Below are 16,456 nucleotides of genomic sequence, written 5' to 3' on the forward strand. Positions count from 1 at the left end.
GAGGCCCACCCATGACTGACCGGAACAGCGGTCGTCGGCCCAAGTACCAACGGATCGCCGACGAGTTGAGGACCGCCATCCAGTCAGGCGCCTTCGCCCCCGGCGACCGGCTCCCCGGCGAGAACGACCTCATGACGACCTACGAGGTCGCCCGTATGACCGCCCGGCAGGCCCTCTCCGTCCTGCGCAACGAGGGACTCGCCGAAGCCCGCAAGGGCGCCGGCGTCTTCGTCCGGACCTTCCGCCCGCTGCGCCGCCGTGGCATCCCCCGGCTCGCACGCGAGCACTGGAGCACGGGCCGCTCGGTCTGGTCGGCGGACATCGAGGACCGGGCGCTGGAGGTGGACCAGATCGAGGTGGACGAGGCGACGGCGGGCCCCAGGGTGGCGGCGGCGCTGGAGCTCCCGCCGGACGCGCCCGTGTGCGTGCGCAGCCGCCGCTTCGTCCTGGACGACAAACCGGTGCTGCTCTCGGTGTCGTACCTCCCGGCCGCCCTCACGCAGGGGACCCCGATCACCACACCGGACACCGGCCCCGGCGGCACCTACGCCCGGCTCGCCGAGCTGGGCCACCAGCCGGTCCGCTTCCGCGAGGAGATCCGCTGCCGGATGCCGACGGCCGACGAGTCGGCACGGCTGGCACTCGGCTTCGGCACGCCGGTCATCCTCATCAGCCGTACGGCGTTCACGGACAAGGGTGTCGCGGTCGAACTCAACGAGATGACGCTGGACTCGGCGTCGTACGTCCTGGAGTACGACTTCGACGCGTGACGGCGAAGACGCTGCCGGGCGCGGCGTACTCCACGCCCCCGGAGAAGCGCTCGGCCGCCCACCGCACCGCCTGTTCCGGCGCCGTCCCCGGCCCCACGTGGGTCACCACCAGCCGTCCCGCCCCGGCCTCGGCCGCGGACCCGCCGGCCTGCGCGGCAGAGTGGTGACCGCTCCCCTCGCCGTCGGCCTCGCAGACGAACAGCCCGCAGTCACGGGCGAGGTCGGTGAGCGCGGGGCACGGCTCGCAGTCGCCGGAGTACGCGAGGCTCCGCCCCTCCCCGTCCTCGACGCGCAGCGCGAACGCGGGCATCCCGTGCTCGACGGCCCCGCTCCGCAGCACCAGACCGCCGACGCGCGCCTCGTGCCCGTCGTACAGCTCCTCCACCGCGAAGGCCGACTCGACAGGACTGCGCACCGCCCCGTTGGTGAGGAACCCGGCCAGCCGGTCGGCCGTCCCCGGCGGCCCGTAGAGGGGCAGGGGCGCCTCCCGCCGGATGTCGGCGTAGAGGAGCCCGTAGTACGCGGTGAGCAGGTCGGCGCAGTGGTCGGCGTGCAGATGCGAGATCCAGACGGCGTCGACCTCCCCGAGCCCGACGTACCGCTGCAGTTCCCCGAGCGCCCCGCTCCCGGCGTCCACCCACACCCGTACGCCGCCGCCTTCGACGAGGTAGCCGGAACAGGGGTTTCCGGCACGCGGGTACGGCGTGGCGGATCCGAGCACGGTGATCCGCAGGGTGTCGGTGGCCATCCGCCGAGTCTACGGCGGGGCTTGGGCGGGCACTCCGTCGCCGGCCGACGCCTCCCGCGCCGCGTGAGTGACCCCGTGCGCCGTCCCCCACGGGGCTGCGGCCCCCAAGCGGCGGGTAGATCCCGGCGAGGAGGAGGTGGGGGGACATGGTCACGGTTCGCCCTGAGGACTACGGCGCCGCCCCCGGCAAGGACGCCACGGACGCCTTCCGGAAGCTGTTCGCCGACGTCGACAAGCGGCTCGTCCGCGATGCCGGCGGCGGGGTGCCGGTCGCGACGACCGACATCCTCCTGGCGGGCGTGTACACGGTGTCGGGCAGCATCATGCGCCCCGTCGCGGGCCGCGCCCAGGGCCTGACGGTGCGGGGCATCGGCAAACGGGCGTCGGAGATCGTCATGACCGGGCCGGAGCCGCTGCTGGTCAACAAGGACCGGTGGATGGGCGTGCGCTGGTACGACGTCAGCTTCCGTTCGACGAACCCGAAGGCGTCGTACCTGTACTCGTCGTCGACGGGTGCCTGCCAGGACTGGGGATGGACGAACTGCGAGTGGCGCGGCACCTGGCAACGGGGCATAGGCCTGGACGGGCCCCAGGCCAGCAACACGAACTCCGAGATGTTCTGGACGAACTGCCACGTCAACGGCGCGTACGCCGACGCCTTCCTCCGCATAGGCATGACCCCGAGCCGGCCGCAGCAGGACCAGTTCCTCAACTACTGGTTCACCGGCTGCAAGATCGAGTACGACCACGGCGACTTCGTCCGCGCCGACAAGGGCGGTTTCATCAGCGTCGAGAGCGGTTCCTTCGTCATCAAGGGCCGGCGCCCCGACGGCGGCACCTCCCGCTTCTTCCACTTCCCGACCGCCGGCCACCACGACTCGGTGCAGCACCTCAACGTCCGCGCCGTCCGCTTCGAGCTGCGGCACGCGTCCTCCAAGGTCATCGAGTCGAGGTGGGCCGGCCAGACGGTCTTCGACGGCTGCTCCGACACGGCGCTGGGCTTCCAGCCGCACTCGTCCTCGCTCGTCGCCCACGAGTACACGAACCCGGGCGTCGTCACCTACCGGAACTGCGACCTGGTCGGGAAGCACGCCTACCACCTCACGGCCGCCAACCCCCGGCAGCGCGTCATCTACGAAGCGTGCACCCGCCGGAACAACCGCACCCGCGCCACCTTCCTCACCCTCGACGGCCCCCACGCCCCGAAGGCCCCGCCCGTCGTCCACGTCAACGACGCGGACGGCATAAGGTAGCCGGGGCGCGGGCGGCATCAGACAGCCGGGGCGCGGACGGCGGGCGGGTCAGACGCGGGACGGCAGATCGTGCACCGCGTCCAGCGCCACCCGCCACGGGTACGCCGCCGGGTCGCCCTGACCGGGGTGATGGGGCAGGAACCCGTCCTCCCCGTACAGCACCGTCACGCCGGCGCCGCGCAGCGTCGCCACCGACCGCTCGAACTGCGGATGCTGGACGTACGCCGCGTTGACGCACGGCATCGCCACCATGGGGATCCGCTTCCCGATTCCCTCCGCCATCACCCCCACGACGTACGTGTCGGTGATTCCCAGAGCCCACCGATTGAACGTGCCGAACGTCAGCGGCGCGGCCAGCACGGCATCCGGCTGCGGCCAGACCTCGGGCTCGCCGGGCAACCCGTAGTCCCAGCGCACCGGATGCCCGGTGAGCGCCGCGAGCCCGTCGAGGGACGGCCCGAGCCACCGGGCGGCGGTCGGTGTCAGCCCGAGACACACATCCCAGCCGTCGGCCTGTGCGTCCTCGACCACATGGGCGATGTCGAACACGGGTGGCGCGGCGCTGCTGAACAGGTACAGGGTCCGAGTGCTCATACGCCTATCCGATCACACTCCGCTCCGCCGACGCCGGACGATGTGCGGGCAGGCCCCGGAAGGCGCGGGCATCTCGGGATGGTCCTGACGAGTGAGGAGGAAAGCTTTCACCGGAGTCCCGTCGACTGCCCCCGCGAGAAGGGCGGTAAAGGTCGGGGAGACCTTTCCTCCCCGCCCCAGGAACGAGCCCCACCATGCCTCTTCGCCACACCCTCGCGTCCGCTTGCGGCGCCCTCGCCCTGACCGCCGCACTCGCCACGCCCGCCCACGCGACCACCGGCGACTTCGGCTACACGTACCTCGGCCTGAGCGGCGATGCCCAGACGATCACGCTCCACGACCCGCAGAGCGACGTCTGCATCACCCTCCCCGAGGCCGCGGACCACGACGCCTCCGCCCCCGCCTTCGCCCCGCACAACGACACCGACGCCTTCGCCCTGGTCTTCACCGAGCCCGACTGCACCGGCGACTCCTGGACCCTCCGCCCCCACGGCAACCCGGCCACAGACCGCCTGACGCTGCGCTCGGTCGTCTTCCTGGACAGCTGACCGCCCCTCGCCGCGTGCCCCTCGTACGGGCACCCGCGTCCGTCCCTCCAGGCGCCGTTCGGCTCACCCCGCGCGGCCCTTCAGGTGATTGTCGCGCGCCGCGTGAGCCGCACGGTCGACGCGGGAGGTACGAAGTCACGGCAGAACGAGGACCCTTCCCCCTGCACGAGGAGCTCGGTGATGTACGCAGCAGTCCGGCGGTACGAAGGGGTGACGGATCCGGCCGAGGCGGGACGCCGCGTGAACGAGGGGTTCGTGCCGCTCATGCGGCAGGTTCCCGGTTTCGTGGCGTACTACTGGATCGACGCCGGCGACGGAGTCATGGTCTCGACCAGCGTCTTCGAGGACCGGGCCGGCGCCGAGGAATCGATCGCGAGGGCGACGGACTTCGTACGGGACAACCTCGCGTCCCTGCTCCCCAACCCTCCCCAGGTCACGGCCGGGAAGGTCCTGGCCTCCTCGTGAACGGGAGCCGGCCTCGGTGACCGGCGCCCCGGTCGTGTCACCCGTCGAGGGATCTTCCGTCGCTCAGCGCATCCTCCCGGTCACGTAAAGCTAGGATCGCGGGCGCTGCCGCAGCCAGGCGGCGGACCGAGAGAGGGGCATCCACATGGCCATCATCGTCACCTTCGACTTCCCTGACGCCGGGCAGGAGCTCTACGACACCGTCATCGCACGCGTGACCGACGGGCAGGGCTTCACCCGGTTCGCCGACCTCCCGAACCCCGGCCTCATCTCCCACGCGGCGGGCCCGGTCGACGGAGGTTTCCGCGTCACCGAGGTCTGGGAAAGCGCGGAGGCCCTCGAAACCCACGCGAAGGCCTTCGGCCCGATCCTCGCGGACCTCGGCCACGCCGACGTCCAGCCGACGATCATCCCGGCGCACAACGTCGTCGTCCGGTAGGGCCTCACCTGCTCGACAAATGCGTCGCTTCCCAAGCAACCAGGGGGACGGGGCCCTGTATCGAGACTGTGCGAGAGCGCATCCAACGCGTAGTCAGAATGCAGCGAAACGGCGAAGGCCCAGGTTCCCGGTTCAGTACCGGTGACCTGGGCCTTTGTCTATCTATCTACTGGTGGGCGCGGACGGTTTCGAACCGCCGACATCTGCTTTGTAAGTTCGATCGGGCCGACCGTACGCAGCCGACGGCTGAGGGTTCCCCTGCCAGTGCCGATCGCCTGCGACCTCCCGCGTCTACCGCTGTTGATGTCAGCCGTTGATGTCAGCCATCGGTCACCACCAAGACCGCTTCTTCTTCCGAAGCTCCTGCTTCTTCGCTTCGGCTTCCTTCTTCTTCCGATCCGCCTGTGCGCGGGCTGTCCACGCTCCCTGATGCTGGTAGCACTGACCGCTGCCCACGACAGCCGGCCTCGTGCACCGGCCCCCGCCCTTCTTCGGAGCCCCACACTTCGGCTGGGTCACGTCCTCTCCCTCCCAAGAGTCCACACGGACACTGGCAGCGTCTCTCCAACCGCGAGGGCCGGGAAGGCGCACAGGGGGCACGGTGGGGCACATGGCCAAGGGCCCATCGATCGATAGTTGCGGACCGACAGGCCCCGACCAAACTGGGTGGGCTAACGACCTCTTTACAAGAGCGGGAAAGCGGGACCACGCCTGACCTGGGTGGTTCCTGACCTGGCTGAGCCGCCGCATGAGCGCTGCAGATGCCCCTCATTCCCCGTGAGTCCCTGCGCGATCTGGCACGGATGTGGCATGGGGGCCTCTCCGCCCCGAAGTCGCTTGCGTGCGCTCCCCGCCTTGCGATGTCGTGTCTCTCAACTGCACTCATGATCAGCAGTCGTTCACGCTCACCCATGGCTATGTGCCAGCGTTGGAACGCAGTTGAAACGCAGCCCCATGCCACCACACGTCAGTACCATGACTGAATGGTCATCTCCGCTTCGGCCTCACCTGAGGTTCTAGGTACACCTGTTGTCGTCCTAGCCCTCGCAGTCTCATTGCTTAGCCTTGCCGTAGCCCTGGGGGCTCTCGGCTGGCAGGTCACAAAGCACCAACTCGATGGAGGGCGACCCAAGGTATACCTGAACTCGACCATCTGGGAACCTGATTCGAAGATCATGGTCAACCGTACGGGAAGGTGGCAAATAGGCGCCAGTGATCTAGGTGAGCCAGGCAGCGAAAACCTAGAACTAGCCCAGCTCGTTGTAGAAAACCCCGGCAGGGCGGCGATCACTATCTACAATCCAGGACTAAAGGTTGATGGGACGGGAAAGAGGAACTACACGATCTCGCCCCGCTCATTTGAAGTGAGAGGATTCGGCGCAGACAGCTCCACCTCCGATACCTCAATTCGAATCGACCCGCACGATCGAGTCACCTTCCTGTTCGACTATTGGTCCGTCATCCCCATGCTGCTCGGAGAGGCAAATGGGAGATCTGTCCGAATTCGAGGATGCATATCCGTAGCCGGCAGGTCCAATCTCCGCCTATCCAGCAAGCGTCTCGCCTGGCGCGTCCCGCCTGGCGCATGGACAGCCCGTAAGGACGTCCAGCAAATTTCCCCGTACACAGTCATATGGCGCGAACTATTTAGGGCGAACACAAAGAAGCACTCGACCGAATCGGAATCGGACGGATTCCCAGATTACATACTGGGCGCAGTAATTCGCACCGCGATGCAAAAATTCAACGAGCGACCCACCAAAGAAGAATTCACTAAGGCCCTGGAGGAAGCAGGGAGATCTTATGGGCCGGAGCGCTACGTGTACAACCTCTTGCCCTACACGATGGACAGGTCTCTCGATCGCCACGAAGGCCACTTGTCTGCATGGTCATTCAATCCACAAGGCGGATCTTCTTAATTCCCCCGGCGGCGCACTGGGCTTCTACCGGCGGGCAGTCGAGGGTGCCTAGCCCTGGCTCTATGTTTTGCACGCCTCCGCATCCCACGACAGGGACGGGCCGTCATCTACGAAGCCTCCTCGGGGTTAACCCTCTCACCCATGCGTCGCCCGCTCGCGAGTAAACCCACGAGCACCCCGGTTCAAATTCGGATTTTACTACCCGCCAGAGACTTACCCTGTCAGAACCTGGCTAGCCATTTTGGTGAAATCGGTTCGCCCGATGAACACGTCATTCATCTTTTCTCCAGCCAAATCAATTTCCCGCTGGGATGGGTTTTCGCGCTTGAGCTTTCTTACTATTCTCTCGGTGTCGTCGACGTAACTCCAGAGCGCCCACCTCATCTTTTCTGCTTGCTCGGCGACATGGCGTGGACCGAGCATGATGATTCGGTTGAGTGGATACTGCACGGCGTCCGCTAGAGTGCGCGCCTCTTCGATCTCAATTCTCGCAGCCACCTCTGACCTGTCTCCACTGAATCCAGCCGAGGATACTAGACGTAGCGCTTCATCGAATTTCAGGGAGCATTTGTAAATTGCGTCATTCGCAACCTCACACGCGCTTAGATATTCGACGTAGGCCTGCTCTCTCTGCGTGCGAAGCCACTGAGAGTGCGCGATCTCACCCTGATCTCTTACTTGTCGGCGTCCCGCCCTGTATGCGATTACCGCGCCTGCAAGCGTGACGCTCGCGGCGATTCCGGCGGCAAGGATTGTGGCCCACTGTCCATCCATGGATGGATGCTCCCGCATCGGGCGACGTCGCGGCACCCCCATCTGGTCTGCCGTCGCCCCACGCACCATGGAGCTAGCGCCAGCTCTGGGGTCCAGACGACACGCTCATCAGCCGCGGCGATACCGGTACCGACGCGGAGCGACTACGCCGGCCTCCGCCACATCGCGGCAGCAGCTGCTCCCCGCCCGCCCATTCCTGATGGTGCGGTCGCCTCACGCTCCCGTCATCCGTGACGGCGGGGGTACGGCGCCCCGCCCTACTCAGACCTAGCAGTCGGCCGGCCATGCGCAAGAGGCCACCCCTCCCTCGCCGCTGGCCGTCTTTGGGTCGCCCGTCTTGGCCGCAGTCGGCAGCGCTCGTGGCTACGCGTGCCATGTGACGGTCGCCGTGCTTGAAGGCCTGCTTTGGCTGCCCATCAACCCAAGCTGTCAGGCGTGCGGACGGCGCCCGGGCTGGAGCGGGGCGGAGACAGGAGCGCAGGCCCGGGCGACGGGCCGCGCGCGCCGCGCCGTGCGCGGCGGGTGCCTTGATGAAGTAGAGAAACTTTCACCGCGCTGCCCTCAGAGAGCGACCGGCTTGTAAGCCATGGCTCTCTCGACGACCCTCTCGGGAGTCAGCTCGCGTTCGAGGCACCAGAAGACGTAGTCGCTGATGTGCGGGCATGCGAGGCCCCGTTCGAGGCTGGCCAGGATCTCGGAGAACTCCTCTTCGGGCGTCGCCGGGTCCATGAGGCGCTGGACGAGAGGTATCGCTTCTTCTCGGGACATCCGCCCTGACGGTTGCGGGGTCACGGCTGCGGCGCAAGTTGGCGGCCGTCGTGGCTCCGAACGTGAGGACCTGCCCCATCTAGGGCATCCAGCAACCGGATCGCGAAGACCTCGGCCATGCGCTCTTCGACCTCCGCCGGCGTGAGCCACTCGACCGCTGTCGACTCGTTCGACGTCCGCTCGGCACCGCCCGCGGGCTTACATCGGAAGACCAGAGCGACGATGCCCCTCGTCGTGTTCTTGTAGACCCCGGTCAGCTCGTCCACCTGGACCTGGATGCCGGTCTCTTCCCAGACCTCGCGAACGACACCCGCCTCCGGGGCTTCCGTAAGTTCGAGGACGCCGCCCGGAAGCTCCCACGTCCCGTTGTCGGCCCGTCGGATCGCGAGGAGGCGCCCGTCCTCTCGGACAACCGCTCCCGCCACAGACACGGAGTGCAGTGGCGTTGACTGGGCTTCCTGGACGCTGTTACTCATGTACAGGAGCATAGGAGAGTGAATAGGACAGTGGGAACTCCTGTAGGAGGTGGCCGGTCCGTACCTCGGTACGTCCAGATCGCCGATGAGATCGTTCAACAGATCCGCGCGGGCGTCCTCAAGCCCGGCGAGATGGTGCCGAGCGAGTCCGAGCTCGTTGACCGCTACGGCGTCGCGGGCGGGACCATCCGCAAGGCCATGGTGGAGGTCAGGGCAAGCGGCCTGGTCGAGACCCGGCACGGCAAGGGCTCGATCGTGAAGGACCGGCCGCCGGTACGGCTCCGCTCCTCGGACCGGTTCCGTGCCTCGCACCGCCGGGGCGGCAAGGCCGCGTACCTCGCCGAGTCCGAACAGTCCGGCGCCACCGCGAAGGTGAGCGTTCTGTACATCGGCCCCATGGAGGCGCCGGCCGAGATTGCCGAGCGCCTGGACCTCGAAGCCGGGACGAAAGTCCTCGCCCGCCGCCGCCTGTACTTCCGGAACGGCACCCCCGTCGAGACGGCATCGTCCTACCTCCCGTGGGACGTAGTGAAGGACATCCCCGAGCTGTTCGAGGAGAACCCGGGCCCTGGAGGCATCTACGCCCGGCTCGAAGGCCAGGGCCACGTCTTCGCCGAGTTCGTCGAGACGCTCCAGGCACGGCCGGCCACGAAGGCAGAGGCATCAGAACTCGCGCTGAGCCCTGGTGCCCCGGTGATCCACCTCCTTCGGAACGCGGTCACCGAGGAGGGACTCGTGGTCGAGGTCTGCGACACTCTCATGGCTGCTGACCAGTTCGTTTTCCAGTACCGCATCCCCGCCGCGGACTGACGCCAGCTCAACTCCACGCAACCCGCTGCGATTTCCTCTTCGCGGCGGGTTGACTCATGTACAGGAGTGCTGCACTCTTCTTCATGTCACTCCTATACAGGAGTGCACGAGCCAAGCCTCTATAGAGGAGTGATCCGCTGTGCGTCAGATCCCCGTCGACACCTCCACGGCCATGGTGATGGTGGCCCAGCCCCCGGCCCCGAAGATCGCTAACCGGCAGACCGGCGAGGTCGCCACCGACCGCGAGACCGGCGCCACGATGATGACGGTCGACGTCATGTTCGTCATGGACGGGAACGCCGAGATCCTGAGCCTGACCGTCCCCGAAACCGGCATCTCCGGCGAGCTGGCCATGGGCACCCCGGTTGCCCTGACCGGCGTCGTCGCCCGGCCGTGGGAGAACGAGTTCAACGGCCAGAAGCGCCACGGCATCAGCTTCCGCGCCGTCGCCGTCACCTCCCTCGCCGCCGCGAAGGCGGCCTGACCATGACCGCGTTAACGGTCGCCCTCGCCCTGGTCGCCACGGTCGCACTGGTGCTGAGGTGGAAGCGTCCGGCCTGGTACTGGATGAGCTTCGGTATCGGCCTCGCGATCGTGCGGGTTCTGGTCCGGTACTCGTCCGTGATGGACGCGTGTGGGCTGACCGTCCCGCCCTCGCGCTGGCGCCTCACCCTGGCCCGCCTGACCGGCCGGCCGATTCCGGAGTCTCGGTCCCCTCGGATTCTGCGGCTGCGGCCGACGCGGACGGGCCTGGTACTTCGGGTGAAACTCCGCCCCGGTCAGGACTCGTTCGACTTCTCCGCAGCCTCAGACCGGCTGCGACACTCGTTCGTCATGCGGAACATCACCACCCGAGAGGTCCGCTCGGGGGTGGTCGAACTGCGGATGACCGGCTACGACGTCCTCAAGCGCGTGCAAATGCCCGCCCTGCCTGGTGGCGGGGTGATGCGGGTGCCGGTCGCCATGCGGGAGGACGGAGAGGTCTACTACCGCGACTACCGCCAGATCCCACACGCGCTGAACGTCGGAGCCACGCAGTCGGGCAAGTCCGTGTATCAGCGCAACCTCGTCGCCTCCCTCGCCACGTTGGACGTTGCCCTCGTTGGGATCGACTGCAAGCAGGGTGTCGAACTCGCGCCGCTCGCACGCCGGTTCACGGCCCTGGCGGACAACCCCGACACCGCCGCCGACCTCCTCGACGCACTCGTCGGGCACATGGAGGACGTCTATCAGCTCATCCGGCACGAGCAGAGGCTGAGCGCGGACATCCCGGACGCGGAGATCACCGCCGACATCTGGGATCTCCCCACTCGCCTACGCCCGACTCCGGTCGTCCTGCTGGTCGATGAGGTCGCCGAACTCGCCCTCTTCGCCACGAAAGACGAGGAGAAGCGCCGGGACCGGATCGTGACCTGTCTCGTCCGGCTCTCCCAGCTCGGCCGCGCCGCCGGCATCTACCTGGAGATCTGCGGACAGCGCTTCGGCTCCGAACTCGGTAAGGGCATCACCATGCTCCGCGCCCAGCTCACCGGCCGCACCGCCCACCGCGTCAACGACGAAACGTCCGCCAACATGGCCTTCGGCGACATCTCCCCGGACGCCGTGCTCGCCACCATCCAGATCCCCACCGACCGGCCCGGTACCGCCGTCGTCGGCGACTCCTCCGGCGGTTGGGTCCGCATCCGCACTCCGCACCTCACCCTGCGGCGGGCCGTGAACCTCTGCAACACCCACGCCCACCGCACCCCGGAGATCCCCGCACTGGACGCCTTCCGGCCCGTCCTGCCGCCGCTGGCCAAGGCCCCGGCACCCGCCGCCGCCACGGCTCCCGCGATCGCCTGACCTACCCCGCCTCACGGCCGGTGTGACCCTCTCACGCCAGATCCCTACCCCCCCATGCCTGGAACCGGAAAGAAGGCGCCCCGATGGCCGCTCGCAAGACCACCGCCCGGAAGACCGCGCCGAAGAAGTGCCCTGACTGCACCGGCGCCGGTGAGACCGCCGAGACCGTCCGCGTCGGCTCCCGCAAGCTCCGCGACACCGACCACCAGCAGGCCGCCCTTTGCCTGACCTGCTTCGGCACTGGCGAAGCCACCACCTGACCCCGTCGATCAAGGAAGGAGGTACTGCGATGCGCCCTACCCTGCGGCCGGACGCCGTCCTCGTACAGGCTGTGATCGCCGGTGCCCTGTCCTTCGCCCACCTGCACGACCTGGCTGCGGCGGCTGGCCAGACCGGATGGAAGGCGTGGGCCTACCCCGTCTCCGTCGATCTCCTCCTCGTCGCCGCCTGGCACCGGCTCCGGGGCCTGAGGGCGGCCGGTGACTCGGCCCGCTCGGCATGGACCTGGTTCGTCGTGGCCCTGGCTGCGTCCCTCGGCGCGAACATCGCCACCGCCGGACTCCTCGACCTCACCGACGTACCGGACTGGCTCCGCATCCTCGTCGCCGGATGGCCCGCCCTCGCCTTTCTCGGCGGCACCCTCCTCGTCCACTCCCCCGGGCACCCGGAGGTCGCCAAACCGGCCGAACCCACCACGGCCACCGAGGAGCCCGCGGCTGTGGAAGCGGTCATCGAGCGGGACGACATGACCGAGTTGGGGCCGGAGATCGCCGCTGCACCGGCCCTGCCCTCCCCGGAACCGGAGCCGGAGCTAGACCCGGAAGCCGCACCGGCCTCGAAGCCCGAACCCGCTCCTGTGCCCGTACCGCCGGCGCTCGTCGCTCACGCCCGGAAGGTCGCCGACGAGCACCGCGCCCGCACCGGCTACCCGATTGACGCCGACACCCTGCGCGCCCGCCTCGGCGTCCCGTCCCTTATGGCCCACGCCATCGCCGCCCAACTCGCCTGAATGGAGACCGCGATGCCCGCCCGCGACCGCTTCCACTCCGTGATGCGCATCGGCCCCGTGCAGATCGGCACCCACCGCGACCGCAACGGCCGCACCAAGTACGCCGCCGTCTGCACCGCCGACCGCTGCGGCTGGTCCGCCGACTACTCCAGCTCCTCCGCCGCCCAGCTCGCCGCCCGCACCCACCGCTGCACCGCCCGCTGACCCGAAGGAGACCACCGTCATGGACGTCCCGCTCTGGCTCGCCCTGATCGTCGTCGGCGGCCTCGGCATCAAGCTCATTCGCCCGCCCTGGTGGCTCGTCGCCGTGATCCTCCTCGGCGGCTACCTCCTCGCGGACAGCATCCTCGCCCCGCTCATCGACAACACGATCACCAAGTAGGGAGACCCGCCATGTTCCGACCGCGCATCCCGATCAACCCGCTCCCGACCGGCCTCGTTACCCCGCTGATCCAGCCGACCACACCGACCGACATCGAACCCCACCACGGCCTTCAGCCGACGGCCTGCAACCACAACCACGCCCCGGTGCCCGTCCCGGCCGCGCCCCTCGTTCAGGTACCGGGCGTTCGCCTCACCCCGACTGGCCTCATCGCCGTCGTCGCGAGTGGCGCCGGAGTGGTTCTGATCGTCGGCACGGTCCTGGTCTCCATGCTCCTCGCCGTCGCCATCAGCGCCGCCTCGGTCGCCGTCTGCGCCGTCGTCCTGCGCTCGCTCCTCAACGGCCACCACAGGCACTGACCGGCCCCCGGGCGGCCTCAACCGCCAAGTCTCCGCCGCCCGGGAGCCGCGCCCCTTGCCAGTCCACAGAACCGGAAGGAACACGCACATCATGGCCCACCCCAACCACGCCCCGGCCCGGATCTGCTCGAACTGCGACGGACACGCCTCCGTCGCCATCACCCTCGGCGGCCGCGACCACAGCGGCCACCTCCGCACCATCGCCGCCCACTGCCCGGCCTGCCACGGCACCGGCACCCGCCCCGCGCCCCGAGCCTCCACCGTCCCGGCGGTGTCGGCGTGACGAACTCCGCGACCTTCGCGGGCCTGCACCCGGCCACCCTGAGCGACATGCTCACGGTGGCCGGGTCCACCGGCTTCGACCGCTGGAAGGAACAGATCCACCGCACCGGCGGCTGCTCCAACCCCATCCACCTCCAGGGCTGGACGCTGACGCAGGACAAAACCACCGGCGAGACCCTGCACCGCTACTCCACCGATACCGAACCTGGCGGACGGCTCCGGGTCGCCTGCGGCAACCGGCGGGCCTCCCGCTGCCCCGCCTGCGCCTGGACCTACGCGGGAGACACCTACCGCCTCATCCGCGCCGGTCTCGCCGGAGACGACCGCCGCGACATCCCCGCAGCCGTCCGCGAGCACCCCCGCGTATTCCTGACGCTCACGGCACCGTCGTTCGGGCCCGTCCACAACCGGCCCGGCACCCGGCCCTGCCGATGCGGCACCCGCCACCCCGAAGACGCCGCCGAACTGGGCACCCCGCTCGACCCCGACTCGTACGACTACGCCACCGCCGTCCTCTACAACAACCACGCCGGACAACTCTGGGACCGCTTCGCCAAGCGGCTACGCCGAGAGATCGCCGCCGCTGCCGGCCTCTCGCAGCGAGCCTTGAAGGAGGTCGCCCGAATCTCCTACGGAAAGGTGGCCGAATTCCAGAAACGGGGCGCCGTCCACTTCCACGCCGTCGTCCGCCTTGACGGTCCCGACGGACCGGACGCCCCTCCCCCGTCCTGGGCCACCACCGAACTCCTCATCGCATCGATTCAGGCCGCTGCCGCGCACTCCTACACGACCATCACCGTTCCGGCTGCTGGCGATCAGCCGTTACGCCGCCTGCGCTGGGGCACCCAGCTCGACATCCGCCCCGTGAAGGCCTTTGGTGACGGCTCCGACATCACGGAACAGGCCGTCGCCTCCTACATCGCCAAGTACTCCACAAAAGCCGCTGAGACGACCGGCAGCCTCGACCGTCGCATCGGCAACCGGGAGGCCCTCGTCCTTCTCGGCGTCCCCGACCACACCCGCCGCCTCGTCGAAGCCTGCTTCGATCTGGACCCGCTCTACCCGGACCGCAGGCTCCTCGCCTGGGCTCACATGCTCGGCTTCAGGGGCCACTTCTCCACCAAGTCCCGGCAGTACTCCACCACCCTGAGCGACCTCCGCCAGACCCGCGCCGACTACCGCGCCGCGCAGGAACGCACGGCCCGCGGCCTCGACGACATCGAGCCGGACACCGTCCTCGTCCTCACCTCCTGGGCCTACGCCGGCCAAGGCCACACCCCGGGAGAGGCCGCCCTCGCCGCCTCCATCGCCCGGGACATCCAGCTCAACCGCGAAACCGCCCGCGAAGCCCTGCGCGACCAACTCGCTCTGGAAGGAGCCGCAACATGACCACCGCCCCCGCTGAACTGCTGACCGTGCCCGAGGTCATGGCGCGGCTCAAGCTCGGCCGCTCCACCGTCTACGACCTCATCCGCTCCCGCCGCCTGGTCTCCATCACGATCGGTCGGTCGCGCCGCGTGCCCGCCGACGCCGTCCGGGACTTCATCGACAACCAGATCGAGGAAACCGCCGCCTGATGGCCACGCAACGCAAGCGCAACCCCAACGGCGCTGGCACCCTCACCCAGCGCAAGGACGGCCGTTTCCAGGCCGCCGTCTACGTCCTTCAGCCCGATGGCACCCGGGCCCGGAAGTTCGCCTATGGCAAGACCTGGGCAGAGTGCGACGCCAAGCGCCGCGCGCTCCTCGACAAGGTCGACAACGGCATCGCCGTACCGACCCGTTCGATGAAGCTCTCCGAGTGGCTGCCGTACTGGCTCGACAACATCGTCAAGCCGCGCCGGAAGAGGACCACCGCGGCCAAGTACGAGGTGCACGTCCGGCTCTACCTAGTCCCAATGATCGGATCCAAGCGGCTGGAATCCCTCAGCGTCGCTGACGTCCGTCGCTTCCTCGTCCAGCTGGAGAAGAAGACCAGCGCCGCCACGGCTAAGGAGTCGCACCGCGTTCTGCGCACCGCCCTAACTGCGGCCTGCCGTGAGGAGCTGGTGACCCGGAACGTCGCCACGCTCGTTGAGCCGCCGGCCGTCACCGCCCGGGAGCTTTCCCCCTGGTCCCTGGACGAGACGCTCGACTTCCTCTCCGCCGCCCGGAAGGACCCGCTGTACGCCGCGTTCGTGCTCGCCATCGCGCTCGGCTTCCGCCGCGGGGAGGTCGTCGGCCTCCGCTGGGAAAATGTCGACCTCGACAAGCGGGAGATCCGGGTCAGGACGCAGCGGCAGCGGGTGGCCGGTGAGGTGTACGAGGACGACCCCAAGGGGCGCCGGCGCAAGCAGACTCTTCCCCTCCCCGCGATCTGCGTCGCTCCCCTGCGGTGGCAGCGTCTCAAGCAGGCCGCCGCCCGGGAGCGTGCCGGGGAGAAGTGGACGGAGACCGGGTACGTCTTCACCACCCGCACCGGCCAGCCCATCGAGCCGCGCAACCTCTACCGCTCGTTCACCCGCGTCGCGAAGAACGCCGGTCTCCGCGTCGTCCGGCTGCACGACGCCCGGCACGGTACGGCGACCCTCCTGACCGCCGCCGGCGTCCCGCCCCGCGTCGTGATGGAGATCCTCGGGCACAGCCAGATCGCCGTGACGATGAACGTGTACACGCACGTCGTCCAGGACACGCAGCGCGAGGCCGTGAGTCACATGGACCGGCTGCTCAGGAGCCGTCCCCGGGCGTGACCAACCGACCCCGTTGATGTCAGAAGTAGATGTCAAAGGCCCCCAGCCATGATCGGCTGGGGGCCTTTGTGCTGGTGGGCGCGGACGGTTTCGAACCGCCGACATCTGCTTTGTAAGAGCAGCGCTCTACCCCTGAGCTACGCACCCGTGGAATGAGGCAACAGCGTACATGGCCCACGGGTGGGTCCCGCAAACCCATAGTGGCCCGGGGGGTAGCCCCACCCCCGGGTCGGTGGGTCGCCGGATCGTGGGGTGGGGTGGGGGTTCGTACGGTGGGGGGACAGTCAGCG

At 68.5% G+C, this 16,456-nt stretch carries 23 protein-coding genes and 1 tRNA gene; 18 read left to right on the forward strand and 6 right to left on the reverse strand.

Annotation, left to right across the window (positions count from 1 at the left end; genetic code table 11):
- Positions 1–11: 11 nt before the first annotated feature.
- Complete coding sequence (locus ACZ68P_RS02790) at positions 12–770, forward strand: GntR family transcriptional regulator (protein WP_471001541.1); 759 nt, start codon at positions 12–14, stop codon at positions 768–770.
- On the opposite strand, the gene ACZ68P_RS02795 is transcribed toward ACZ68P_RS02790, so the two are convergent.
- Positions 712–1,518, reverse strand: coding sequence for an MBL fold metallo-hydrolase (locus ACZ68P_RS02795; protein ID WP_471001544.1), 807 nt, complete (start codon positions 1,516–1,518; stop codon positions 712–714). The genes ACZ68P_RS02790 and ACZ68P_RS02795 overlap by 59 nt on opposite strands.
- Before the next feature lie 146 nt (positions 1,519–1,664).
- On the opposite strand from ACZ68P_RS02795, the gene ACZ68P_RS02800 reads away from it, so the two are divergent.
- Positions 1,665–2,771 (forward strand): hypothetical protein, encoded by a 1,107-nt coding sequence (locus ACZ68P_RS02800; protein ID WP_471001547.1) that lies wholly within the window; start codon positions 1,665–1,667, stop codon positions 2,769–2,771.
- A gap of 48 nt (positions 2,772–2,819) precedes the next feature.
- Here ACZ68P_RS02800 and ACZ68P_RS02805 read toward each other — a convergent pair whose 3' ends face one another.
- Positions 2,820–3,365 carry a flavoprotein gene (locus ACZ68P_RS02805; RefSeq protein ID WP_471001551.1) on the reverse strand — a complete coding sequence of 182 codons (546 nt, stop codon included), beginning with the start codon at positions 3,363–3,365 and terminating at the stop codon, positions 2,820–2,822.
- A gap of 194 nt (positions 3,366–3,559) precedes the next feature.
- Between ACZ68P_RS02805 and ACZ68P_RS02810 the strand changes: the two genes are divergently transcribed.
- The 4 genes from ACZ68P_RS02810 (at position 3,560) to ACZ68P_RS02825 (ending at position 6,736) form a co-directional block, all read left to right on the forward strand.
- Complete coding sequence (locus tag ACZ68P_RS02810) at positions 3,560–3,913, forward strand: hypothetical protein (protein WP_471001554.1); 354 nt, start codon at positions 3,560–3,562, stop codon at positions 3,911–3,913.
- A gap of 180 nt (positions 3,914–4,093) precedes the next feature.
- Positions 4,094–4,378, forward strand: a complete 285-nt coding sequence (locus ACZ68P_RS02815) for a hypothetical protein (RefSeq protein ID WP_471001557.1) — start codon at positions 4,094–4,096, stop codon at positions 4,376–4,378.
- Between the two features lie 145 nt (positions 4,379–4,523).
- The gene (locus ACZ68P_RS02820) at positions 4,524–4,817 is read left to right on the forward strand and encodes a hypothetical protein (RefSeq protein WP_471001560.1); all 294 of its coding nucleotides are present in this window, start codon (positions 4,524–4,526) and stop codon (positions 4,815–4,817) included.
- Positions 4,818–5,800: 983 nt separating this feature from the next.
- Positions 5,801–6,736, forward strand: a complete 936-nt coding sequence (locus tag ACZ68P_RS02825) for a hypothetical protein (protein ID WP_471001563.1) — start codon at positions 5,801–5,803, stop codon at positions 6,734–6,736.
- Between the two features lie 213 nt (positions 6,737–6,949).
- Here ACZ68P_RS02825 and ACZ68P_RS02830 read toward each other — a convergent pair whose 3' ends face one another.
- The 3 genes from ACZ68P_RS02830 to ACZ68P_RS02840 form a co-directional block, all read right to left on the reverse strand.
- Positions 6,950–7,510 carry a hypothetical protein gene (locus tag ACZ68P_RS02830; protein ID WP_471001566.1) on the reverse strand — a complete coding sequence of 187 codons (561 nt, stop codon included), beginning with the start codon at positions 7,508–7,510 and terminating at the stop codon, positions 6,950–6,952.
- 561 nt (positions 7,511–8,071) lie between these two features.
- Complete coding sequence (locus ACZ68P_RS02835; protein ID WP_471001569.1) at positions 8,072–8,278, reverse strand: e9imm peptide; 207 nt, start codon at positions 8,276–8,278, stop codon at positions 8,072–8,074.
- A 20-nt stretch (positions 8,279–8,298) separates the two neighbouring features.
- Positions 8,299–8,766 (reverse strand): NUDIX hydrolase, encoded by a 468-nt coding sequence (locus ACZ68P_RS02840; protein WP_471001572.1) that lies wholly within the window; start codon positions 8,764–8,766, stop codon positions 8,299–8,301.
- A gap of 18 nt (positions 8,767–8,784) precedes the next feature.
- Here ACZ68P_RS02840 and ACZ68P_RS02845 point away from each other — a divergent pair, with 18 nt between their 5' ends.
- The 12 genes from ACZ68P_RS02845 to ACZ68P_RS02900 all read left to right on the forward strand — a co-directional run bounded on the left by ACZ68P_RS02845 (position 8,785) and on the right by ACZ68P_RS02900 (position 16,166).
- Positions 8,785–9,564, forward strand: coding sequence for a GntR family transcriptional regulator (locus tag ACZ68P_RS02845; RefSeq protein WP_471001575.1), 780 nt, complete (start codon positions 8,785–8,787; stop codon positions 9,562–9,564).
- A 139-nt stretch (positions 9,565–9,703) separates the two neighbouring features.
- Complete coding sequence (locus tag ACZ68P_RS02850) at positions 9,704–10,048, forward strand: SCO3933 family regulatory protein (protein ID WP_471001578.1); 345 nt, start codon at positions 9,704–9,706, stop codon at positions 10,046–10,048.
- A 2-nt stretch (positions 10,049–10,050) separates the two neighbouring features.
- A complete protein-coding gene (locus ACZ68P_RS02855; protein WP_471001581.1) occupies positions 10,051–11,406 on the forward strand; it encodes an FtsK/SpoIIIE domain-containing protein in 1,356 nt (451 codons plus the stop codon).
- 83 nt (positions 11,407–11,489) lie between these two features.
- Positions 11,490–11,666 carry a hypothetical protein gene (locus ACZ68P_RS02860; protein ID WP_466921567.1) on the forward strand — a complete coding sequence of 59 codons (177 nt, stop codon included), beginning with the start codon at positions 11,490–11,492 and terminating at the stop codon, positions 11,664–11,666.
- A gap of 29 nt (positions 11,667–11,695) precedes the next feature.
- On the forward strand, positions 11,696–12,415 hold the full coding sequence (locus ACZ68P_RS02865) for a DUF2637 domain-containing protein (protein WP_471001584.1): 720 nt from the start codon (positions 11,696–11,698) through the stop codon (positions 12,413–12,415).
- Positions 12,416–12,427: 12 nt separating this feature from the next.
- Positions 12,428–12,619: a mobile element transfer protein gene (locus ACZ68P_RS02870; protein WP_121828191.1), complete on the forward strand. Its 192-nt coding sequence runs from the start codon at positions 12,428–12,430 to the stop codon at positions 12,617–12,619.
- Positions 12,620–12,638: 19 nt separating this feature from the next.
- Positions 12,639–12,797, forward strand: coding sequence for a hypothetical protein (locus ACZ68P_RS02875; RefSeq protein WP_471001588.1), 159 nt, complete (start codon positions 12,639–12,641; stop codon positions 12,795–12,797).
- A gap of 11 nt (positions 12,798–12,808) precedes the next feature.
- Complete coding sequence (locus tag ACZ68P_RS02880) at positions 12,809–13,156, forward strand: SpdD-like protein (RefSeq protein WP_471001591.1); 348 nt, start codon at positions 12,809–12,811, stop codon at positions 13,154–13,156.
- Positions 13,157–13,247: 91 nt separating this feature from the next.
- Positions 13,248–13,439, forward strand: a complete 192-nt coding sequence (locus ACZ68P_RS02885) for a hypothetical protein (protein ID WP_471001594.1) — start codon at positions 13,248–13,250, stop codon at positions 13,437–13,439.
- Positions 13,436–14,827: a replication initiator protein RepSA gene (repSA, locus tag ACZ68P_RS02890; protein ID WP_471001596.1), complete on the forward strand. Its 1,392-nt coding sequence runs from the start codon at positions 13,436–13,438 to the stop codon at positions 14,825–14,827. Before ACZ68P_RS02885 ends, repSA begins: the two co-directional genes overlap by 4 nt.
- A complete protein-coding gene (locus ACZ68P_RS02895) occupies positions 14,824–15,015 on the forward strand; it encodes a helix-turn-helix domain-containing protein (RefSeq protein WP_471001599.1) in 192 nt (63 codons plus the stop codon). The genes repSA and ACZ68P_RS02895 overlap by 4 nt, the downstream gene beginning before the upstream one ends.
- A complete protein-coding gene (locus tag ACZ68P_RS02900; RefSeq protein WP_471001602.1) occupies positions 15,015–16,166 on the forward strand; it encodes a tyrosine-type recombinase/integrase in 1,152 nt (383 codons plus the stop codon). The genes ACZ68P_RS02895 and ACZ68P_RS02900 overlap by 1 nt, the downstream gene beginning before the upstream one ends.
- Before the next feature lie 72 nt (positions 16,167–16,238).
- On the opposite strand, the gene ACZ68P_RS02905 is transcribed toward ACZ68P_RS02900, so the two are convergent.
- Positions 16,239–16,313 (reverse strand) — tRNA-Val (locus tag ACZ68P_RS02905).
- Between the last annotated feature and the right edge of the window lie 143 nt (positions 16,314–16,456).

It is taken from the genome of Streptomyces sp. NPDC036822, assembly GCF_055609145.1.

Excerpts from the sequence above, each read along its gene's own strand:
- ACZ68P_RS02790 (WP_471001541.1), top strand. The coding sequence starts at position 12 with ATGACTGACCGGAACAGCGGTCGTCGGCCCAAGTACCAACGGATCGCC.
- ACZ68P_RS02795 (WP_471001544.1), bottom strand. The coding sequence starts at position 1,518 with ATGGCCACCGACACCCTGCGGATCACCGTGCTCGGATCCGCCACGCCG.
- ACZ68P_RS02800 (WP_471001547.1), top strand. The coding sequence starts at position 1,665 with ATGGTCACGGTTCGCCCTGAGGACTACGGCGCCGCCCCCGGCAAGGAC.
- ACZ68P_RS02805 (WP_471001551.1), bottom strand. The coding sequence starts at position 3,365 with ATGAGCACTCGGACCCTGTACCTGTTCAGCAGCGCCGCGCCACCCGTG.
- ACZ68P_RS02810 (WP_471001554.1), top strand. The coding sequence starts at position 3,560 with ATGCCTCTTCGCCACACCCTCGCGTCCGCTTGCGGCGCCCTCGCCCTG.
- ACZ68P_RS02815 (WP_471001557.1), top strand. The coding sequence starts at position 4,094 with ATGTACGCAGCAGTCCGGCGGTACGAAGGGGTGACGGATCCGGCCGAG.
- ACZ68P_RS02820 (WP_471001560.1), top strand. The coding sequence starts at position 4,524 with ATGGCCATCATCGTCACCTTCGACTTCCCTGACGCCGGGCAGGAGCTC.
- ACZ68P_RS02825 (WP_471001563.1), top strand. The coding sequence starts at position 5,801 with ATGGTCATCTCCGCTTCGGCCTCACCTGAGGTTCTAGGTACACCTGTT.
- ACZ68P_RS02830 (WP_471001566.1), bottom strand. The coding sequence starts at position 7,510 with ATGGATGGACAGTGGGCCACAATCCTTGCCGCCGGAATCGCCGCGAGC.
- ACZ68P_RS02835 (WP_471001569.1), bottom strand. The coding sequence starts at position 8,278 with ATGTCCCGAGAAGAAGCGATACCTCTCGTCCAGCGCCTCATGGACCCG.
- ACZ68P_RS02840 (WP_471001572.1), bottom strand. The coding sequence starts at position 8,766 with ATGCTCCTGTACATGAGTAACAGCGTCCAGGAAGCCCAGTCAACGCCA.
- ACZ68P_RS02855 (WP_471001581.1), top strand. The coding sequence starts at position 10,051 with ATGACCGCGTTAACGGTCGCCCTCGCCCTGGTCGCCACGGTCGCACTG.
- ACZ68P_RS02860 (WP_466921567.1), top strand. The coding sequence starts at position 11,490 with ATGGCCGCTCGCAAGACCACCGCCCGGAAGACCGCGCCGAAGAAGTGC.
- ACZ68P_RS02865 (WP_471001584.1), top strand. The coding sequence starts at position 11,696 with ATGCGCCCTACCCTGCGGCCGGACGCCGTCCTCGTACAGGCTGTGATC.
- ACZ68P_RS02870 (WP_121828191.1), top strand. The coding sequence starts at position 12,428 with ATGCCCGCCCGCGACCGCTTCCACTCCGTGATGCGCATCGGCCCCGTG.
- ACZ68P_RS02875 (WP_471001588.1), top strand. The coding sequence starts at position 12,639 with ATGGACGTCCCGCTCTGGCTCGCCCTGATCGTCGTCGGCGGCCTCGGC.
- ACZ68P_RS02880 (WP_471001591.1), top strand. The coding sequence starts at position 12,809 with ATGTTCCGACCGCGCATCCCGATCAACCCGCTCCCGACCGGCCTCGTT.
- ACZ68P_RS02885 (WP_471001594.1), top strand. The coding sequence starts at position 13,248 with ATGGCCCACCCCAACCACGCCCCGGCCCGGATCTGCTCGAACTGCGAC.
- ACZ68P_RS02895 (WP_471001599.1), top strand. The coding sequence starts at position 14,824 with ATGACCACCGCCCCCGCTGAACTGCTGACCGTGCCCGAGGTCATGGCG.
- ACZ68P_RS02900 (WP_471001602.1), top strand. The coding sequence starts at position 15,015 with ATGGCCACGCAACGCAAGCGCAACCCCAACGGCGCTGGCACCCTCACC.